General features: G+C 72.7%; 14 protein-coding genes. 9 read left to right on the top strand and 5 right to left on the bottom strand.

From position 1 onward, the window contains the following. Positions 1-44: 44 nt before the first annotated feature. From V9U70_RS13235 to V9U70_RS13225, 3 genes are read right to left on the bottom strand one after another with little or no spacing between them, the layout of a single operon-like run. A complete protein-coding gene (locus V9U70_RS13235) occupies positions 45-539 on the bottom strand; it encodes an adenylyl-sulfate kinase (protein ID WP_336675012.1) in 495 nt (164 codons plus the stop codon). Next, on the bottom strand, positions 536-2,209 hold the full coding sequence (locus tag V9U70_RS13230) for an FAD-dependent oxidoreductase (protein WP_336675010.1): 1,674 nt from the start codon (positions 2,207-2,209) through the stop codon (positions 536-538). The genes V9U70_RS13235 and V9U70_RS13230 overlap by 4 nt, the downstream gene beginning before the upstream one ends. Before the next feature lie 16 nt (positions 2,210-2,225). Next, on the bottom strand, positions 2,226-3,866 hold the full coding sequence (locus tag V9U70_RS13225; RefSeq protein WP_336675009.1) for a carbamoyltransferase family protein: 1,641 nt from the start codon (positions 3,864-3,866) through the stop codon (positions 2,226-2,228). A 625-nt stretch (positions 3,867-4,491) separates the two neighbouring features. Between V9U70_RS13225 and V9U70_RS13220 the strand changes: the two genes are divergently transcribed. The 9 genes from V9U70_RS13220 (at position 4,492) to V9U70_RS13180 (ending at position 13,588) form a co-directional block, all read left to right on the top strand. Then, positions 4,492-5,832 (top strand): alkaline phosphatase family protein, encoded by a 1,341-nt coding sequence (locus V9U70_RS13220; RefSeq protein WP_336675007.1) that lies wholly within the window; start codon positions 4,492-4,494, stop codon positions 5,830-5,832. Between the two features lie 127 nt (positions 5,833-5,959). Beyond that, positions 5,960-6,310, top strand: a complete 351-nt coding sequence (locus V9U70_RS13215; RefSeq protein ID WP_336675005.1) for a hypothetical protein — start codon at positions 5,960-5,962, stop codon at positions 6,308-6,310. Continuing rightward, a complete protein-coding gene (locus V9U70_RS13210) occupies positions 6,307-7,746 on the top strand; it encodes a M78 family metallopeptidase domain-containing protein (protein ID WP_336675004.1) in 1,440 nt (479 codons plus the stop codon). The genes V9U70_RS13215 and V9U70_RS13210 overlap by 4 nt, the downstream gene beginning before the upstream one ends. Continuing rightward, entirely contained in the window at positions 7,743-8,951 is a 1,209-nt protein-coding gene (locus V9U70_RS13205) for a cytochrome P450 (RefSeq protein ID WP_336675002.1), read from the top strand. Before V9U70_RS13210 ends, V9U70_RS13205 begins: the two co-directional genes overlap by 4 nt. Continuing rightward, positions 8,948-9,700 carry a 4'-phosphopantetheinyl transferase family protein gene (locus V9U70_RS13200; RefSeq protein ID WP_336675000.1) on the top strand — a complete coding sequence of 251 codons (753 nt, stop codon included), beginning with the start codon at positions 8,948-8,950 and terminating at the stop codon, positions 9,698-9,700. The genes V9U70_RS13205 and V9U70_RS13200 overlap by 4 nt, the downstream gene beginning before the upstream one ends. A gap of 53 nt (positions 9,701-9,753) precedes the next feature. After that, positions 9,754-11,292 (top strand): aldehyde dehydrogenase family protein, encoded by a 1,539-nt coding sequence (locus tag V9U70_RS13195; RefSeq protein WP_336674999.1) that lies wholly within the window; start codon positions 9,754-9,756, stop codon positions 11,290-11,292. A gap of 42 nt (positions 11,293-11,334) precedes the next feature. Next, the gene (locus V9U70_RS13190; RefSeq protein ID WP_336674998.1) at positions 11,335-12,174 is read left to right on the top strand and encodes an LLM class flavin-dependent oxidoreductase; all 840 of its coding nucleotides are present in this window, start codon (positions 11,335-11,337) and stop codon (positions 12,172-12,174) included. A 62-nt stretch (positions 12,175-12,236) separates the two neighbouring features. Further along, complete coding sequence (locus tag V9U70_RS13185) at positions 12,237-13,001, top strand: phytanoyl-CoA dioxygenase family protein (RefSeq protein WP_336674996.1); 765 nt, start codon at positions 12,237-12,239, stop codon at positions 12,999-13,001. After that, a complete protein-coding gene (locus V9U70_RS13180; protein WP_336674995.1) occupies positions 12,998-13,588 on the top strand; it encodes a hypothetical protein in 591 nt (196 codons plus the stop codon). Before V9U70_RS13185 ends, V9U70_RS13180 begins: the two co-directional genes overlap by 4 nt. 45 nt (positions 13,589-13,633) lie before the next feature. Here V9U70_RS13180 and V9U70_RS13175 read toward each other — a convergent pair whose 3' ends face one another. Further along, a complete protein-coding gene (locus V9U70_RS13175) occupies positions 13,634-14,743 on the bottom strand; it encodes a DUF4346 domain-containing protein (RefSeq protein ID WP_336674993.1) in 1,110 nt (369 codons plus the stop codon). Then, entirely contained in the window at positions 14,730-16,571 is a 1,842-nt protein-coding gene (locus V9U70_RS13170) for a B12-binding domain-containing radical SAM protein (protein WP_336674991.1), read from the bottom strand. Before V9U70_RS13170 ends, V9U70_RS13175 begins: the two co-directional genes overlap by 14 nt. Positions 16,572-16,847: the final 276 nt, after the last annotated feature.

Here is a 16,847-nt window from a genome sequence, read left to right as displayed (position 1 = left end):
CCGCACGGCCTCGTGCCCTCGTGTCCGGGGGAGGACGCCTGCGCTCAAGCGAGTTCGCGCTGCTTGAGGAGGTTCACCAGTTCCGTCACCGACTCCTCCACGCTGAGCCGGTACGCCGGAAGGGTGAGGTCGCGCCGGTCGGGGGCCGGGCTCGGGACGTCGGCGCCCTCGGGCCCTGCGTCGACGTACACCTCCAGGCAGGTGGTGGCCGACCGGGTGTGGCGGCGGCGGACGCCTTCCGCCTGCTTCGCGTCGGCGACGGCCACCGGCACCAGGGCGAGGACGCCGTTGCGGGCCAGCACCTCGGCGACCAGACCGACCCGGTGGACGTCGGTGGCGCACCGCACACGGCCGGGCGCCGGGCCGGTGCCGAACAGTGCGTGCTGCTCGTCCCCGTCCAGGACGTGCACCCGCCGGCCTGCCGCCTCCAGACGTCGGGCGAGCCCGGTCACGACGGTCGTCTTGCCCGCTCCCGGCGCTCCGGTGAGCCACACCGTGGCACCGGGCCAGCAGGTGCAGAAGGGGCGGTGGGATGTCATGGACCACTCCGAAGGGTCAGCGGTGAGGAGGCGGCGCGGTTGGGGTACGGGGCGGTGATGGCGCGTACCGCCGACGCGAGCCGTCGGTGGCGCAGGACGTCCCGTGGGGGTTCGGCCGACCGGGCGCGCCAGGCCACGAAGCCGTCGGGCCGCACCAGGAGCGCGCCGCCGGGCCCCGTACCGCAGGTCCGTGCGAAGCCGGCGGGCGAGGCGGGGTCGGTCAGGACGGTGTGGGCCCTCACCGGGACGCCGAGCTCGGCCGCGACCCCGGCGGCCGTGCGCTCCCATCGGTCGTCGGTGGCGAGCAGGGCGAGGTGGGGGCCGTGCTGGGTCGTTCCGCACAGATCGAGGGTGGAGACCGGCTCCGCCGCCGGGGTGTGCGCGAGGCGTACCGACAGGTGCGGCAGCCGGGTGCCGGGGGCCCCCGACAGGTCGAACGCGGGCGGGAAGGCGCCGTCGGGCGCCGCTTCGGAGCCGGGCACGGCCGTCGAGTGGTAGCGGTAGCCCATGATGATCAGACGGGGGTCGCAGGGGACCGCGCCGTCGAGCCGTTCCGAGGGCACCCCGTCGAGGAGGAGGGTCTGCTGGGCGGTGGCGAAGCCGACCGGTCGCCGTTCGGTGTCGTAGGTGTCCAGGAGGCCGGGCGCCGCCCAGCCTCCGAGGACGGCCGCGATCTTCCAGGCCAGGTTGTGGGCGTCCTGCATCCCCATGTTGGAGCCGTAGCCGCCGGCCGGCGGGTGCAGGTGGGCGGAGTCCCCGACGAGGAACACCGGCCCGCGACGGTAACGTTCGGCGATCTTGTGCCGGGCCTGCCAGCGCAGAGTCCCGGTGAGCTCCACGGCCGTACCCGGGTCGCCGATCGCGGCGCGCACGAGATCCAGGCACCGGCCCGGGTCCGGGCGACCCTCGCCGATGTCCCGGCTCTCCACGGCGGCCGCCCAGGCGTGTGCGCCGTTGAGCTGCATGACCGCCCCGGTGAACTCCGGATTCTCGATCATGCTCATGAAGAATCGGCGCCCCTTGACCAGGCGGCCGAGGTCCGCCCGGAAGAAGATGCTGGTGCGGGAGGCGACCGTGCCCAGACCTGTGCTGGCGATGCCGACCCGCTCCGAGATGGTGCCGTGCGCCCCGTCGGCGGCGATCAGGTAGCGGGCGGCGAGCATCTCCGTCCGCCCGTCCGGGCGGCGTACCCGGGCCGCCACCTCGTCCTCGCGGACCGTCAGGCCGGTCAGTTCGTGACCGAAGCGCACATCCGCGCCCTCCCGTTCGGCGGCCTCGCGCAGCAGCGGTTCCATGCGGTCCTGGCCGCACCAGTACGGCGGGCAGGGGCCCGGGACCGCGAGTTCCTCCGCGCCGGTCTCCAGCACCTCGGCGCCGTCCAGCTCGCTGAGCGAGCGGACGCCGACCACGGTGCGGGGCATGACGCGCTCGGGTTCGGTGTCGACGCGCGGGTCGTGGCCCGTGACGACCTCGAAACCGGCCTCGGCGACCGCGTCCTGCACCCCGGCCTCTCGCAGCAGTTCGGCGGTGCGCCGGGTGACGTGCGTGGCGCGCGGCAGGGTGGACGTGCCGGTCCTGCGGTCGAGGAGGACGACCGGGACGCCGGCCCGGGCCAGGAACAGTGCGGCCGCCAGCCCCGCCGGCCCGCCGCCGACCACCAGTACGGACATGGGGCAGCCTCTCCGCTCAGCCTTTGCTCACCAGTTGGTCGCCGACCACGAGGTGGTCCAGGTTCATGGACACGAAGGCCTCGACCGCTTCTTCCGGGGTCTCGACGATGGGCTGGCCGGCCACGTTGAAGGAGGTGTTGAGGATCACGGGACAGCCGGTGAGCCGCTCGAACTCGCCCAGCAGGCGGTGGACGGAGGGGTTCTGGTGCTCCTCCAGCGTCTGGTGCCGAGCCGTGCCGTCCACATGAGTGGCGGAGGGGATGGCGTCGGGCCGGGTCACCTTCGTGACGATGAGCATGTACGGGGAGGGCTGGCCGAGGTCGAAGAACTCCGCGCTGCGCTCGGCACGGATCACAGGAGCGTACGGGCGGAACCACTCGCGGAACTTGACGTGGTCGTTGAGGTGGTCGCGTACGGAGGCCGGGAAGGGGGCGGCGAAGATGCTGCGGTGCCCCAGCGCCCGGGGCCCGAACTCGCTGCGCCCGTCCCACCAGCCCACGATCTTGCCGTCCGCCAGCAGCCCCGCGACCGTCCCGGGCAGGTCCTCCGGGGTGCGGGCGGGCAGCCCGGAGCCCGCGACGGCCCGCTGGGCCCGGGCGCGTGGGTACTCGGGGCCCAGATAGGCGTCCCGCAGGGCCGGCAGGCGGTCCATGGGCACGCCTTCGAGTTCGTGCAGCCCGTAGTAGGCGCAGCCGAGGCTGATGCCGTTGTCGCCGGCGGCGGGAACCACGAAGATCCGCTCGAAGGGGGTCTCCTTCAGAATGCGGCCGTTGGCGACGCTGTTGAGGGCCACTCCCCCGGCCAGGCACAGGTCGGTCAGGCCGGTCCGCTCGTGCAGGGCCCGCGCGCAGTGCACCAGGGCGCGTTCCAGCACCTCCTGCGCCGCCCGGGCGATCGCCGCCTTCGTGTCGAAGTCGGCGTCCTTGGCGAGCCGGGAGAGGACGTGCGTGGACTTGCTCGCCGAAATGCTGACTCTTCCCTCGGGCAACAGCGTGACCAGTTCCGACAGTTCGTCGACGAAGCGCTCGTCGCCGTAGGGGGCCAGCCCCATCGTCTTGCCGTCCTCGCTGACCGGGAACCGGGTCTTGGGCCCGGTGTAGGCAAGGCCGATGGCGATGCTCGCGGTGCGGTAGAAGTGGCCGAGCGAGTTGTCGGTCTCGCCGGGCTGGTAGTAGGCGCTCTCCGAGCCCGCGTCCACGATATGGGCGCCGCTGACGCGGTCGACCAGCCGGATACCGCCTTCGTCGGCCACGTACGAACTGATGGTCTCGGCCTCGCGGGCGCCGGCCCCGGTCTTGTCGCCGGCAGTCAGACTGCCGGAGTTGTCGCACACGAGCACCGCGGCCCGGGCCATGCCCGAGGCTCCGAACGCGCTGTAGGCGTGGGCGAGATGGTGGTTGATCACCCGCACCCGGCGGCGGAAGGAGTGGTAGAAGGGGCGCGGAACCAGTTCGCAGGCGACCACGTGGTCCACGTCGGACGCGGTCGTGTCCAGCTGTTCCAGGCACGCCCGGCGGCTGACGCCTGCCAGCAGGTCGGCGCCCAGACCGTACTTGCTCCGCATCAGGCGCTCCTCGTCGACCGCGGCGAGACGTTCGCCGTCGGTGGCGCATGCCGCCCAGTCATGACCTGATCCGCCGAGGCCCAGCACGGACATATCGCGTCCTTTCCTTAGGTGGACATCGATTCCCTTGGTGGACATCGGTCGAGACATGCCCGAACCCTGGCCCGGCGTTGGAAGAACAAGCAGCTGCGGGCCCCGCCCCAGGTGGCACGTGTGTCTCACTCGTCAGCGGACGAGCTCGAACGGAATGGGTGCGAGAGGCGCTCGGAGAAGCGACAGACGTCGTAACGGATCTCTGAGAGGGGGGATTCCAGGAAACCGGAGCGGTGCGCAACTCTAATCGACCGGCGTCGCGCACTGTCAAGAACGGCGGCGCTCCTCCCTGGCCGGTTGTCCGAAATGCCATCACCGTCCGGACCTCACCCCCGTCCGCCGCGCCCCGGCCGGGCGTCGGTGAGGGCATCGGAACCCGAGGTGGCACGCCGCGCCGCCCTTTCCGACCAGGCCCCGTCCACACCGTCCTCCCCCCACCACTTTCAGTCATCATCATCCAGAGGGGGACAGGAGAAATACCGAGCATGTACCGTCGCACCGTGCTATCGGCGTGGCCCCCGCGTCCCGCGGCCCTCCTCTGCCGCCCGCCCGGAACACAACACGCCGCCGACATCCCGTACATGGCATGCCTGTATCCCCGGACCGCCGGACGAGGGAGTGCTGGGTGACAAAGCAGCAACGTACGATCGTCATCATCACGGAGGGCGCGGCGCCCGCGCTGCTTGACCGCTGGTGTGCCGCCGGTCTCCTGCCAGGATTCGCCCGGCTCCGCTCCGAGGGGTCCCACGGAGCGCTTCTGGCCGAAGGAACTCCCTACGAGCCCCCGGGTCTGTTGAGCGTCCTCACCGGTCAGCGGGCCGCCGATCACGGTTTCTTCTCCTACTGGACCTGTCACGATCCCGAGTACGCGCCACAGGTGCTCGGCTCCGGCGACCGGCGCCACCCGCTGCTGTGGCAGCAGGAGTCCTTCGCGGGTCTGCGCTTCGCCTCCATCGGTCTGTTCGGCACCCATCCCGTCGAGCCGATGGACGGGGCGGTGATCAGCTACCCGATGCACGCGACCTTGCACGCCTGCCATCCGCGCGACCTTCAGCGCAGGCTGGCCAAACAGGGCATCCGCCCGGTCCACGACGTCTCGATCTTCTGGACAGGCCAGCCCCGCGAGCAGCTGCTGCCGCGGCTGCTGGAAGCGGACCGTCAGCGGGGCAAGGCGGCCCTCGCGCTGCTCCCCGAGTCGAACGTCGTGATCGTCAACCTCACCAGCATCGACCGCACTTCGCACATCTACTGGCAGGAACTGGAGCACGGGCCGGAACACGAGCAGGAGAGCGCGGTGTTCGCCGCGTACCGCACCTGCGATCAGGTGATCCAGGACGCTCTCGGGCTGGCCGACGACCACACGGACGTGCTGGCCTTCTCCGAAATCGGGTTCGGGCCGCTGCGCGACTACTGCTCCATCAACGACGACCTCGAACGGGCCGGCCTGTTGACCAAGACCCCCGACGGGGGCGTCGACTGGTCACGCACGACGGCCTTCGAGGCGGTGCAGGGCACGCACGGGACGAACATCAACGTCCGCGACCGCTACAAGCACGGCACCGTCCGCGAGCAGGACTACGAACGGGTGCGCGCCGAGGTCGGCGCGGCGCTCATGGAGATCCTCAACCCCCGGACCGGCCGCCCCTTCTTCGACGCGGTGCACACCCGCGAGGAGGTGTACCCGGGCGCCGCGACGGCCGGCGCCCCCGACCTGATCATGGAACCGGCGGACTGGCGCTACCTCCCGCTGGGCGACCCCCGATGGGCCACCCATGTGCACCGGACCTGGCAGAGCGGCTGGCACCGCCGGGAGTCGTTCTGGGCCGGGCTCGGACCCGGCTTCGCCGCCGGCCACGCCGACACGGCCGCTGCCTCGCCCGTCGACATCCCGGCCACCCTGAGCAGGCTGCACGGGCGGGCCGCCCCCGAGGGCTGGACGGGCCGCGCGCTCGGCACACCCGGCTGACCACGCTCCCGCGTCACCGCTCGCGCCCGGCCCCCCGTCACCGCGACCGCCCCGGCCTTCGCCTTCGTCACCGCGACTGCCCCCTTCCCCTTCCCACCCGCACTCTCACATTCTGTGGAGGTCTGACGTGCCCGAGGTACGAGCGCCAGAACGACGGCGCGAAGAGCGCAGGTCCGCGACCGAGCCGGGCGCGGAGAACCGGCGGGAGCTGGCGGCCACAGCGCGTTTCACGCACTGGCGGCCCGCCACTGCGGACGCGCTGTCCTGGGAGGGGCCGCAGGAGCGGGCTCCGGCCGAGCTGCTGAGCGCCGCGCTGACGGAGGGGCGGCTCGGGCATCCCTGGGAGCACGGCTTCCCCCGGTACGCGTGGCACCGGGACGGCGACGCGGTCCACGAGTTCCGGCTGACCGGGCGGACGCCCGGCGAGTACACCGGCTACACCCTGCACCCGAGCGAATGGCCGGAGGGCATAGCGTGACCACACTTCCCGACCTCTCCCTCAGCTGGAAATGGCAGCCGCCGCCCGCCCAGGCCGAAGGCGAGACCGGCGCCACCTGGGCCGACTTCGAGATGTCCATCGGGGACCTTCCGCCCCTGACGACGGTGGAGGACCCGCAGGCGGGCGCCATCAGGCCGTACACGGTGGGCTCGCTGTACCCGCTCGCCGAGTGGATCGCCTTCAACTGGTGGTCGTTGCTGGCCGACGCGCGTCCCGGGACGCAGATCTCGCAGCTGCGCTTCGCCTACCGCAACGGCGTCGGCGACCCCCGCGGCTCCTGGTGGTCGCGTTCCCGGCGGCACATCCTGCGCGCCGCCTGCGACGGCTTCCGCTGGCCCGACGTGCTGTTCGTGCCCGAGGGCTACCAGACCCGGATCGTGTGGATGCCCGACGGCGGCCCCGACCCGCGCGGGGGCACCCGCTTCCTGGGCCGGGGCAACGCCGTCGTCAGCAGCGCGTCCCTCGCCGAGACGCTGCGCGGCTTCGTCGACGCCGTCGTCGCCCGGCTGGTCGAACGCGAGGTCGACGGCACCCCGTTGCAGCAGGAGTGGGCCGCGATCACGGCCACCGGCGAGGAGGAGGCGGAGTTCTGCCGCTGCGCCGCCCGCCTGGGTCTCGATCCGTACACGGAGTCCGCCCCCTACGCGCAGGCCATCGCACGGGCCGGCCGCGAGCTGCCCGAAGTGATGGGCCTGGATTTCTTCAACTCCGTCCATCCGGACCGGATCGCCGACCAGCTCCAGTGGATCGAACGGGCCCGGCGGGTCGCCGGCGACCCGCCGCCCGGGCGTCCCGCCGACTCGGCGATCGCCGAACTGCGGGACATCTGCGCGGACGTGCGTGAGCTGTTCTACGACCCGGACCGCCTGGAGAACCCCTGGCAGCTGGGCTACGAACTGGCCCACCGGGTCCGCGCCTGGGCCGGTGTGGCGGACACCGAGCGCTTCGACCCCGACGCCCTGCTCACGTACTACACGGAGCCGGTGCCCTACGTCGACCGCGGGCTCGTGGCGTACGGCAGCCGGAACGCGGCGGCCGGCCCGGTCCTGGTCTCCAGTCGGCACTACACCGAGCGCCCCCGGCGCTTCCTCCAGGCCCGCGCCCTGTGCCACTTCCTCTTCGACAACGACGAGAACTTCCTCATCGTGGCCTCCCACACCCACCGCCAGCACCTGGCCCGCGGCTTCGCCCTGGAGATCCTGGCTCCCGCCCAGGGCATCGCCACCCTGCTGGGCCGGCCGACCGGTCTGGTCACCGCGGAGGACGTGGAGCAGATCGCCGAGGACTACGGCGCCGGCACCATCGTGGTGGAGCACCAGCTCGACAACCGGGTGCTGGCCCAGGACTTCCCGTTCGAGCCGGTGGAGCCGTCCGTGCGCAAGCTCACCGCCTATCCGCGAGGGGCGGGTCGATGAGCGCGGCAGCGGGCGACGTCTTCCCCTATCCCGCCGGCCCGGGCGGCACCGTCCCGCCGCAGTACGGACGGCTGCTCGCAGAGGAACCCGTCAGCCGGGTGCGCCTGGCCGACGGGGGCGAGCTGTATCTCGTCACCCGGGACAGCGACGTGAGGACGGTGCTGACCCATCCGGCCTTCAGCCGGTATGCGGCGGCGGTCCTGCCCGGCAAGGGCTTCGGCCGGGGGCAGGGCACCGGCATCGTCGACCTCGACCCGCCGCAGCACACCGCTCTGCGCACTCCGGTCGTCTCGGCGTTCGGCCCCGGCCGGATCGCGCGCTGGAGTCCGCGCATCGAGGCGATCGCCGGGGAGCTGCTGTCCGGGCTGGGCGAGGAGCCGGGCCCGGTGGACCTCGTCAGGTCCTATACCGCGCCGTTCGCCGGACGGGTCGTCGTCGAGCTCCTGGGCTTCCGGGGGGCGCGGTGGCAGCACGTCACCGGCGACGTCGAGACACTGCTGATGTCCGGGGACGCCGAGAGCCCGGAGACCGACGCCTGCCGGGACCGGCTCGCGGACGCCTTCGCCACGCTGCTCAAGGAACGCGACCGGGAGCCGGGGGACGACGTCGCGACCGTGCTGCTGGGCCGCGACGACCCGGAGGCGGGCGGCGGAGCGCTGACCGACACGCAGCGGACCACGCTGCTGCACGGGCTCGTCATCTCCGGCTACATCGGCATCCGCGACCTGCTGGCGCGTCACCTCTACGGGGTGCTCGCCACCCCGGGGCTCCGGGACCGGCTGGTGGCACAGCCCGAGCTGGTGCCCGACGCCGTCGTGGAGTTGCTGCGGTTCTACCCGTCCAGCAACGACGGCCTGCTGCGGCTGGCCACGCGGGACGTCGAGCTGTCCGGGCGCACCGTGCCGGCGGGCAGCCCGGTGCTCCCCCTGGTCTCGGCGGCCTGCCGCGACCCGCGTCTGCTGGAGCGGCCCGACGAGCTCCTGGTGGACCGCGCGCGGACGCCGACGCTCGCCTTCGGCGCCGGGCCGCACCGGTGCCCGGCGGCCGACCTCGCCACCGTCCAGCTCACCACCGGCATCGGGCGGCTGCTGGCCGCATACCCCCGTACCCGGCTGGCGGTCCCGGCGAGGGATGTGGAGCACACCTCCCAGCTGCTGCCGCTCGGCGTCGCCGAGCTGCCCGTCCTGCTCCGCGACCCGGCATGACCGCCGTTCCCGCCCGTGTGCTCCTGTGGTGCGTGTCCACCCGGGCCACCGCCCAGGTGACGGCACGCGCCCGGGAGCTGCTGCCCGCCCAGGACCGGGAGCGGATGGCCCGGCTGCGGTCGGCCGCGGACCGGGACGAGTTCGCCCTCAGCCACGCTGTGCTGGCACGCTGTCTGGGCGCGCTGACCGGGGTGGCCCCGACCGCGCTGCGCTTCGCCGTACGCGGTGAGGGCAAGCCCGAACTGCTCGGGCAGGGGACCGGCGCCCGGCCGGCCTTCAGCCTCTCGCACACCGCGGGCCTGACCCTGCTCGCGGTGACGTGGGGCAGCGCGGTGGGAGCGGACGTGGAGCGGGTGCGGCCGGTGGCCGCCGCGAAGATCGCGCGACGGTACTTCCCGGCCGAGGAGGCGGCGGCGGTGGCGGCCCGTCCCGTGCACACGGCTCCGGAGCTGTTCTTCCGGCTGTGGGTGCGCAAGGAGGCGAGCGTCAAGGCGTGGGGCGGGCGCCTCGTCCAGGGGCTCCGCACGCCCGTGTGCCCGACGGCACGGGAGCGGCCGGGCGATGTCACGACCCTGGGCGGCGACGGCCGCCCGTGGCGGGTGCGGGACCTGGCCGGGGTGGCGGCGCCCTACCTCGCGGCGGTGGCCGTGCCCGGTCAGGAGGCGCGGGGGCGGATCGAGGTCCGCGCCCTGACCGTGGACGAGTTCCTCGACCGGGGGCCGGCGGCCGGCCGTGCCGTGCGGGAGTGAGCTGCCCGCGCGCCGCGAGGCGGGCGGGCAGGCGTGTGCCGGACCCGGCGACCATGACCGAGCTGGACCAGGAGGCCCCGATGGGCGAACACTTCCCGAGATACGTCGACGGCCGGCCGGCCCAGGCGTGCGACGGCGCGACCTTCCGGTCGTTCGAGCCTGCCACCCGGCGCCACCTCGCCGACGTGCCGCGCTGCGGCGAGAGCGATGTCCACGAGGCGGTGGCCGCCGCGCGCCGGGCGTTCGACCAGGGCCCCTGGCCCCGGATGGAGCCCCGGGAGCGGGCGGCGGTGCTGCGGCGGGCCGCCGCGCGTCTCACCGAGGAGTCCGGGCGGCTGGCCGAACTGGAGGTGCGCGACAACGGCACGACCCTGCGCAAGGCCCTGGGCGCGGACGTCCCCGGCGCCCGCGCGGCCTTCGACTGGAGCGCCTGGTGGGCCGAGCAGCTGCCCGAGCGGCTGGCCCGGGGGCGCGGCGGGGCGGGCACGCGGTATCTGCGCTGGCATCCCCTCGGCGTGGTCGCGGCGATCGTCCCGTGGAATCTGCCGCTGCTGCTGTCCGCGTGGCGCATCGCGCCCGCCATCGCGGCGGGCAACACCTGTGTGATCAAGCCTGCTTCGTTCACCTCGGTCACCGCGCTCGAACTGGTCCGGCTGCTGCACGAGTGCGGGCTGCCGCCCGGTGTGGTGAACGTGGTCACCGGGCCCGGCGGGACGACCGGGGACGCTCTGGTGCGGGCTCCGGGCGTGGACCTGGTGGCCTTCACCGGCTCGGACGCGGTGGGCGAGAGCGTCCGGCTCGGCGTCTCCGGCGCGGGGGCCGCGCCCCGGCTGGACCTGGGCGGCAAGTCCCCCAACGTCGTGCTCCGGGACGCGGACCTCGACCGGGCGGCCGCGGGGGTGGCCTGGAGCGTCTTCCTGCACAACGGTCAGATCTGCATGGCCGGTTCGCGTGCGGTGGTCCACACGGACGTGTACGAGGACTTCGTGGAGCGGGTGCGCGGGCTCGCCGGGCGGCTGCGCCTGGGCGACCCGATGAGCCTGGAGACGGACCTGGGCCCGCTGGTCTCGCGCAACCAGGCCCGTACCGCCCAGCACTTCGTCCGGGTCGGCGTCTCGCAGGGGGCGGAAGTGGTGTGCGGCGGCAGCCCCCCGGACGCCGGCGACCTGCCCGAGGGCCTGGACCCGGGCGCCTTCTTCCTGCCCACCGTCCTGAGCGGGGTCGCTCCCGGCAGCACGGTGGCCCAGGAGGAGATCTTCGGGCCCGTCCTGTCGGTGATCAGGGCCGACGACGACGCGGAGGCCGTGCGCATCGCGAACGGGACCCGGTACGGGCTGAGCGCCGGGGTCTGGTCGGCCGACGCGGAGCACGCGCGGTCCGTCGCGGAGGCCCTGCGCGCCGAGCAGGTGTGGGTGAACGACTACCGGCTGGTCGACCTCGAACTCCCGCCGGAGGACGGCGCCTCGGCCGATGCCGTCTGGGAGCGGCTGACCAACGAACTCGACGGCTACCGCCGCCGCCAGTCCGTCACCGACGCCTCGTACGGGGCGGCTGAACACGCCGCCACCCCCTACGGGCTGTTGGGGCTGTGACCCTCCTGCCCCGCCCCCTCTCCCCCGTTGCGGAGTCTGCCCATGAAGATCGGTATCGCGTTCCCCAACACCATCCCCGGGGCCTCGGGGAGGCTCCAGATCGACTGGGCCGTCCGGGCCGAGAGCCGGGGTTTCGCCACCGTCGCCGCGACCCAGCGCCTGTGCTATCCCGGGCACGAGCCACTCCCGGTGCTGGCCGCGGCCGCCGCGGTGACCTCGCGGATCACGCTGACGACCAACATCCTGGTGGCCCCCCTCACCACGGCGGCGGTGCTCGCCAAGGAGGCGGCGACGGTGGCCTCGTTCGCGGGCGACCGGTTCCTGCTCGGGCTGGGCCCGGGGGTGCGCGCGGACGACTTCGAGGCCGCGGAGCGCGACTTCGGGCCCCGGGGCGCCGCCTTCGACCGGCAGTTGGCGGAGCTGGCGCGGCTGCGGGAGCACCACGACCCGGACAGCCTCCCCGCACCCGTGCCCCCCTTGCTCATCGGGGGGCTCAGCGCCGCCGCGGTGCGGCGGACCGTGCGCTGGGGGGAGGGCTGGACCGCGCCGGGGCTGGCGCCCGACCGGATCGCGCCCGCCGCCGAGCAGGTGCGCGCGGCGTGGGCGGCGGCGGGCAGGGCGGGCCGGCCGCGGCTGGTCGCGCTGTCGCGGTTCTGGCTGGGCGAGGAGGTGGCGCACGAGGCCGCCGGTTTCGTGCGGGAGTACTTCGGGGTCCTCGGGGCCGAGGCGGACGCCTTCGTGGCCGGCACGCCCCGTACCCCGGAACAGGTGCGCGAACAGGTCACGGCGCTCGCCGCCGCCGGCTTCGACGAAGTGGTGTTCCACCCGACGGCGGCACACCTGTCCCAAGTGGACCGGCTGGCCGACGTCCTGATTCCCTGACCGTTTCCCCCCGGGTCGCTTCCCTTCTTCCACCCCCTAGTGCCCGCTGATAAAATCGTCACATGTATGCGACCGTGACAGGAAGCAAGCAGAAGGCCATAGCGGATCTTCAGGAATTCGGTTATTGCATTCTTGAATCCCCCCTGCCCAAGAAAGAGTTCGAGCTGCTCAGCGCCCGTCTCATCGAGGTGGCGAAACAGGAGCGCGAGGACGGCAGCGCCTTTCTCTACGACGGTGGAAACCAGCGGGTATTCAGTCTTCTGAACAAGGGTGAAGAGTTCGAGCGCTGCGTGCAGGAGCCGTCGACGCTCGACGTGATGGAAGAAGTGCTGGGCTTCAATTTCCTGCTCTCCAGCACCCACGCGAACATCGCGGGCCCCGGCGGCTCCCCGATGAACGTGCACGCCGACCAGACGTTCGCCCGGCCGCCCTGGCCCCCGTACGCGCTCGTGGCCAACAGCATGTGGATGCTCGACGACTTCACGGAGGAGAACGGCGCCACCCGCGTGGTGCCGGGCAGTCACCTCCTGGGCCGCCAGCCGGACTACGACCGGGGCGAGGGCGACGTCGAGACGGTTGCGGTGTGCGGCCCGGCCGGAAGCGTCATGGTCTTCGACGGACGGCTGTGGCACCAGACCGGGGCCAACGTCACCGGGCGGGCGCGCCACGGCATCCTCAACTACTACTGCCGCGGATACGTGCGGCAGCAGCAGAACTTCTTCAGCGGCCTGAAGCCGGAGGTGGCCGAGCGCAGCGGGCCCAGGATGCGCAGGCTGCTGGGCTTCGAGAACTACTTCTCCCTCGGACTCACGGACGGCTTGTCATGAGCACCGCATTCTTCGACGCGCGTCAGGTGCTCCGGGCCCCCGGGCCGCGCCCCGTGCTGCGGCTCCTGGTGGCCGATCCGACGGGTGCGGTCGACGGCCCGCTGCTGCGGGAGTTCGCGCCGGAACTGACCGTGGTGACGGCCGGTCCCGACGATTCGCTCGCCGCCCCGGCCACCGCGTCCCCCGCCCTGCCCTGGGCTCTGCTCGCGATCGCGAACAGGACGCCGGGAGCGGGTGCCGCCCTCCTGGCCCGGGCGGTGCGCGCGGCGCGGGGCGGACCGCCGCCGGCCCATCTGCTGCTCTGCCCGGGCCCGTCGGCGGACCCGGCCGGGCTCGACGCATTCACCGAGGCCATCGTCGAAGAGGGGGACGCCGCCGCGCTGCCCTGCCCGGTCACGGTGCTGCTCACCGAGAGTCCGGCCTCGGGCGGGCGCACGGCACACGCGGGCGTCACGGCCTCCTGGCCGCGGCTGTCACCGGACGCGTTCACCGTGCGGCTGCTGGGGCCCGACGCCTGGAGCCTCGGGCCGAGCGGCGCTGTCACCGTGCGGATCATCAAGGAGGAGCTACGCGTCCGGCCCGCGTGAGGGCCCCGGCCCCCGTACGCCTCCCGGCGGGGCGCCGCCCCGCGCTCAGGCGGCGAACGCGCCGTACAGCTCCAGGGGACTGGAGCGGCGCAGGTCGACGTCGGAGGGCAGGTCCAGGCCCAGCTCCTCCTCCAGCACGATGGCCAGCTCGATCATGCGGGCGGAGTCCACGGACAGCTGGACGCCCAGCGGGACGTTCGGGTCGAGTTCCGTGCCCTGCTCCCCGAGCCCCTCGACGACGGCGGAGCAGAACTCCGCCAGGGTCAGCTGAGTCTTCGGTGCGTCGCTGATGGCCCGTATCTCCTTTCGCGCGCGGACCGGCCGCACCGCGGGCACCCGGGTTCGGGGTGCGCGCAGGGGCAGGTCCTGGTCGTAGTCGAGCCCCAGCCGCAAGGCGGTCTCGGCCTTGGTCAGTTCACCGCCGAGGTAGCCGGCGTGCGAGGGCTCGCTGATCACCCCGGCGTTCAGCAGTCCGAGCAGCATGGACTCGGCCCGGGCCCCGGTCATCTCGTGCCGGGGAGTGAGATCGCTGCCGTAGTGGCGCAGGACGATACGCCGGGCCCGGCGGTCGAGGCTGATGACGACGAAGCCGTCCAGCGAGCCGCTGATGCCCCTTCGCCTCCCGCCCGCCCGCAGCCGTCGAAATCCGCTCCCGTCGCCGTGCGCGGGCTTCGGCGCCCCCACGGCGGCCGGCTCCCGGGAGGCCGGGCCCGCGCCGGGGGGCTCGCGCGGGCCCAGCTTCGCCACCAGCTCGCGCAGCACCGAGACATCGCACTCCCCCAGGGCGTCGACCAGCTCCACCCGCGAGCGCACCCGCTCCACATCCGCCAGGGAGACGGTGGGCAGCACCGGGAGGTAGCCGGCGGCGCCTCTGATCCGCCGGCAGTCGGCGTCCACGCCCCCGCGGAAGAGGGCCAGCAGGCTCTGTCCCGCGTGGAAGCGCGGCGATTCGCGGCCGCATACGACCAGAGTCCGGATCGCGGGACGGCACGCCAGGGTGCGCACCAGCTCCTCGATGCCGAGGTTGGCGGTCATCAGTGTCCCGGCCAGCGCCACGTCCGGCAGTGCCGAGAGCGGCTCCAGCAGCTCCCGGCTGCTGAGGCTGCACACCGCGATCCGGCCCTCCTCCGCGGCCGGACGTTCACCAGGTGGCACCGGACCCCTCCCCGGTGTAGTTGCGGGGCAGGCCGCCGGGCCGGACGGGCGGCAGGGTGGAGCTGATCTCCGAGACCCTGGCTCCCAGCCGGGCGAGACGTTTCCCGACCCGCAACTGCTCCGAGCGCAGCCGGTCGAGCCGGTCGCGGAAGTACTCCTCCACCTCGACCACCTGACGGGCCTGCTTCTCCGTGTCGAGGGCGTCGTTCATCACCGCCTCCAGGTTCGACATGAAGAAGCTGTAGTTGAACTGGCCCATCTCCTGGCGTATCTCGTGGACGACGCCCTTGAAGTCCTCCATCACCTCGTCGACGCCCGCGAGGGGGGCGAAGCGGCGTTGCAACCGCGAGATGAAGGTCTGCAGCACGACGTTGTACGTCTCGAACTCGAAGACCGCCGACTGATCGGTGATCACTCCGTGGCGGTGGTAGTCCTCGTTGTTGTAGAGCTGGGCGAAGTGCCGGGCGAGCTTGCCGACCCGCTCGTCCGCGAACTCGTAGCCGTAGGGGTCCAGGTCCTCCCGGTACGTCGGTGAGAGCAGGCCGTCGTCCTCCATCCGGCGGGAGATGGAGGTACCGGGGTAGATCTCCAGCCGCTCGGTCATCCGGCGCAGGTTGTGCCCGGAGTTGTCCCGCAGGAAGCGGGCGTTGGCGATGAGGGTCTCCACGGTGGCGTACGGGTGGAAGGGGAGGAAGCCCATCGCCAGGTAGATTCCGTGCTCGCGGAGCATGCGGATGATGGTGACGTTGTCCTCGACGGTGGCGCGCTTCTCCCACAGCAGGAGCTCCTCGGCCGTGCCGGACTCGATGCCGACGTTCACCTTCTCCAGGCCGGAGCGGGTGAGCAGGTCGAGCAGGGCGTGGTCCTCGGGGGTGTCGCGCCAGTTCTCCGCCCGCATGCAGACGTTGTAGTAGATGTCGAGGCCCCGGTCGAGGATGCCCTGGGCTATCGCGCCCGCCCGTTTCTTGCCGACCCGGCCGCCGTCGGGGTCCTCGAAGGTGGAGTCGACGAAGTCGAAGGTGCGGAACTGGTGGCGCTCGACGATCTGCGCCACCTCCTCCACGATCTGCTCCGGGCCGCGCCCGCGCCACGCCTTCCCCGCCTGCACCCGGTTGTTCAGATGGGGGGCCGAGCAGAAGGTGCACTTGGCGACGCAGCCCCGGCTGGTGCTGACCCGCACGTACTCCAGCTTGTCGCCGTGCTGGCTGAGTTGGTCCCGGGCGGGGAAGGGCAGCGCCTCCAGGTCGTGGATCAGGGGCCGCGCGGGGTTCTGCCGCAGCTCGCCGTCGGCGTCGCGATAGCAGATCCCGGGGCAGTCGGCGAGGGGTTCCTCGAGGTACAGCCGCTGGGCCAGGTCCAGGATGATGGGCTCGCCCTCGCCGACGGCGACGATGTCCGCGTAGGGGTTGGTCCGCAGGACGTCGAGGCCGGCGAAGGTCCCGGCCGGGCCCCCGCAGGCGATCGGGGTGTCGGGGCATGCCTCGCGCAGCTGCCGGCAGAAGCTGAGGCAGCTGGAGAGGTTGAGGCTCATCAGGGTGAAGCACACCAGGTCGGGCTGGTAGTCGCGCAGATGGGCGACGACGGAGGCGTGCGCCTCGTCACCGTGCTCCACTTCGCGGATCTCGGCGGTGAAGCCGGCGGCGCGCAGGACGCTCGCCATGTACGCCACCCCCAGGTGCTCCGGGGACATCACGAGGTCGCCGTCCAGCAGGATCAGGAAGCTGACCTTGAAGGACGCGGGATCGGTGATGCGGGGGTCCAGCGTCAGCTCGAACTCGCCGGGCTTCTTCCGGGCGGTGGCCCGGCCGATGGTGATGTCTTCGATCATCAGCCCTCCTCGGGGGCGGCGCCCGCTCCGTCCTCTGCGGCATCGTGCTCGGGGCCGAGCCGGGTCTCCCGCGGCTCGCCCCGTCGGGGACGGCTCGGGCGGTAGCGGGCATGCGATGCTCAACTGGGCTGTTCGGCCAGGGACTCGTCCTGCTTCATCCGGCTCTTGACGTAGTCGGCGAGGAGGTCGAGGTCGTCGATCAGTCTGATCGAGAGATCCTCGTCGGCGATCTCCACGCCGAATTCGCTCTCCACCCAGATGAGGAACTCGATGGTG

The sequence above is a fragment of the Streptomyces pratensis genome (genome assembly GCF_037137275.1).
GTDB lineage: Bacteria > Actinomycetota > Actinomycetes > Streptomycetales > Streptomycetaceae > Streptomyces > Streptomyces pratensis_B.
This window is presented reverse-complemented; position numbering and strand designations above follow the sequence as displayed.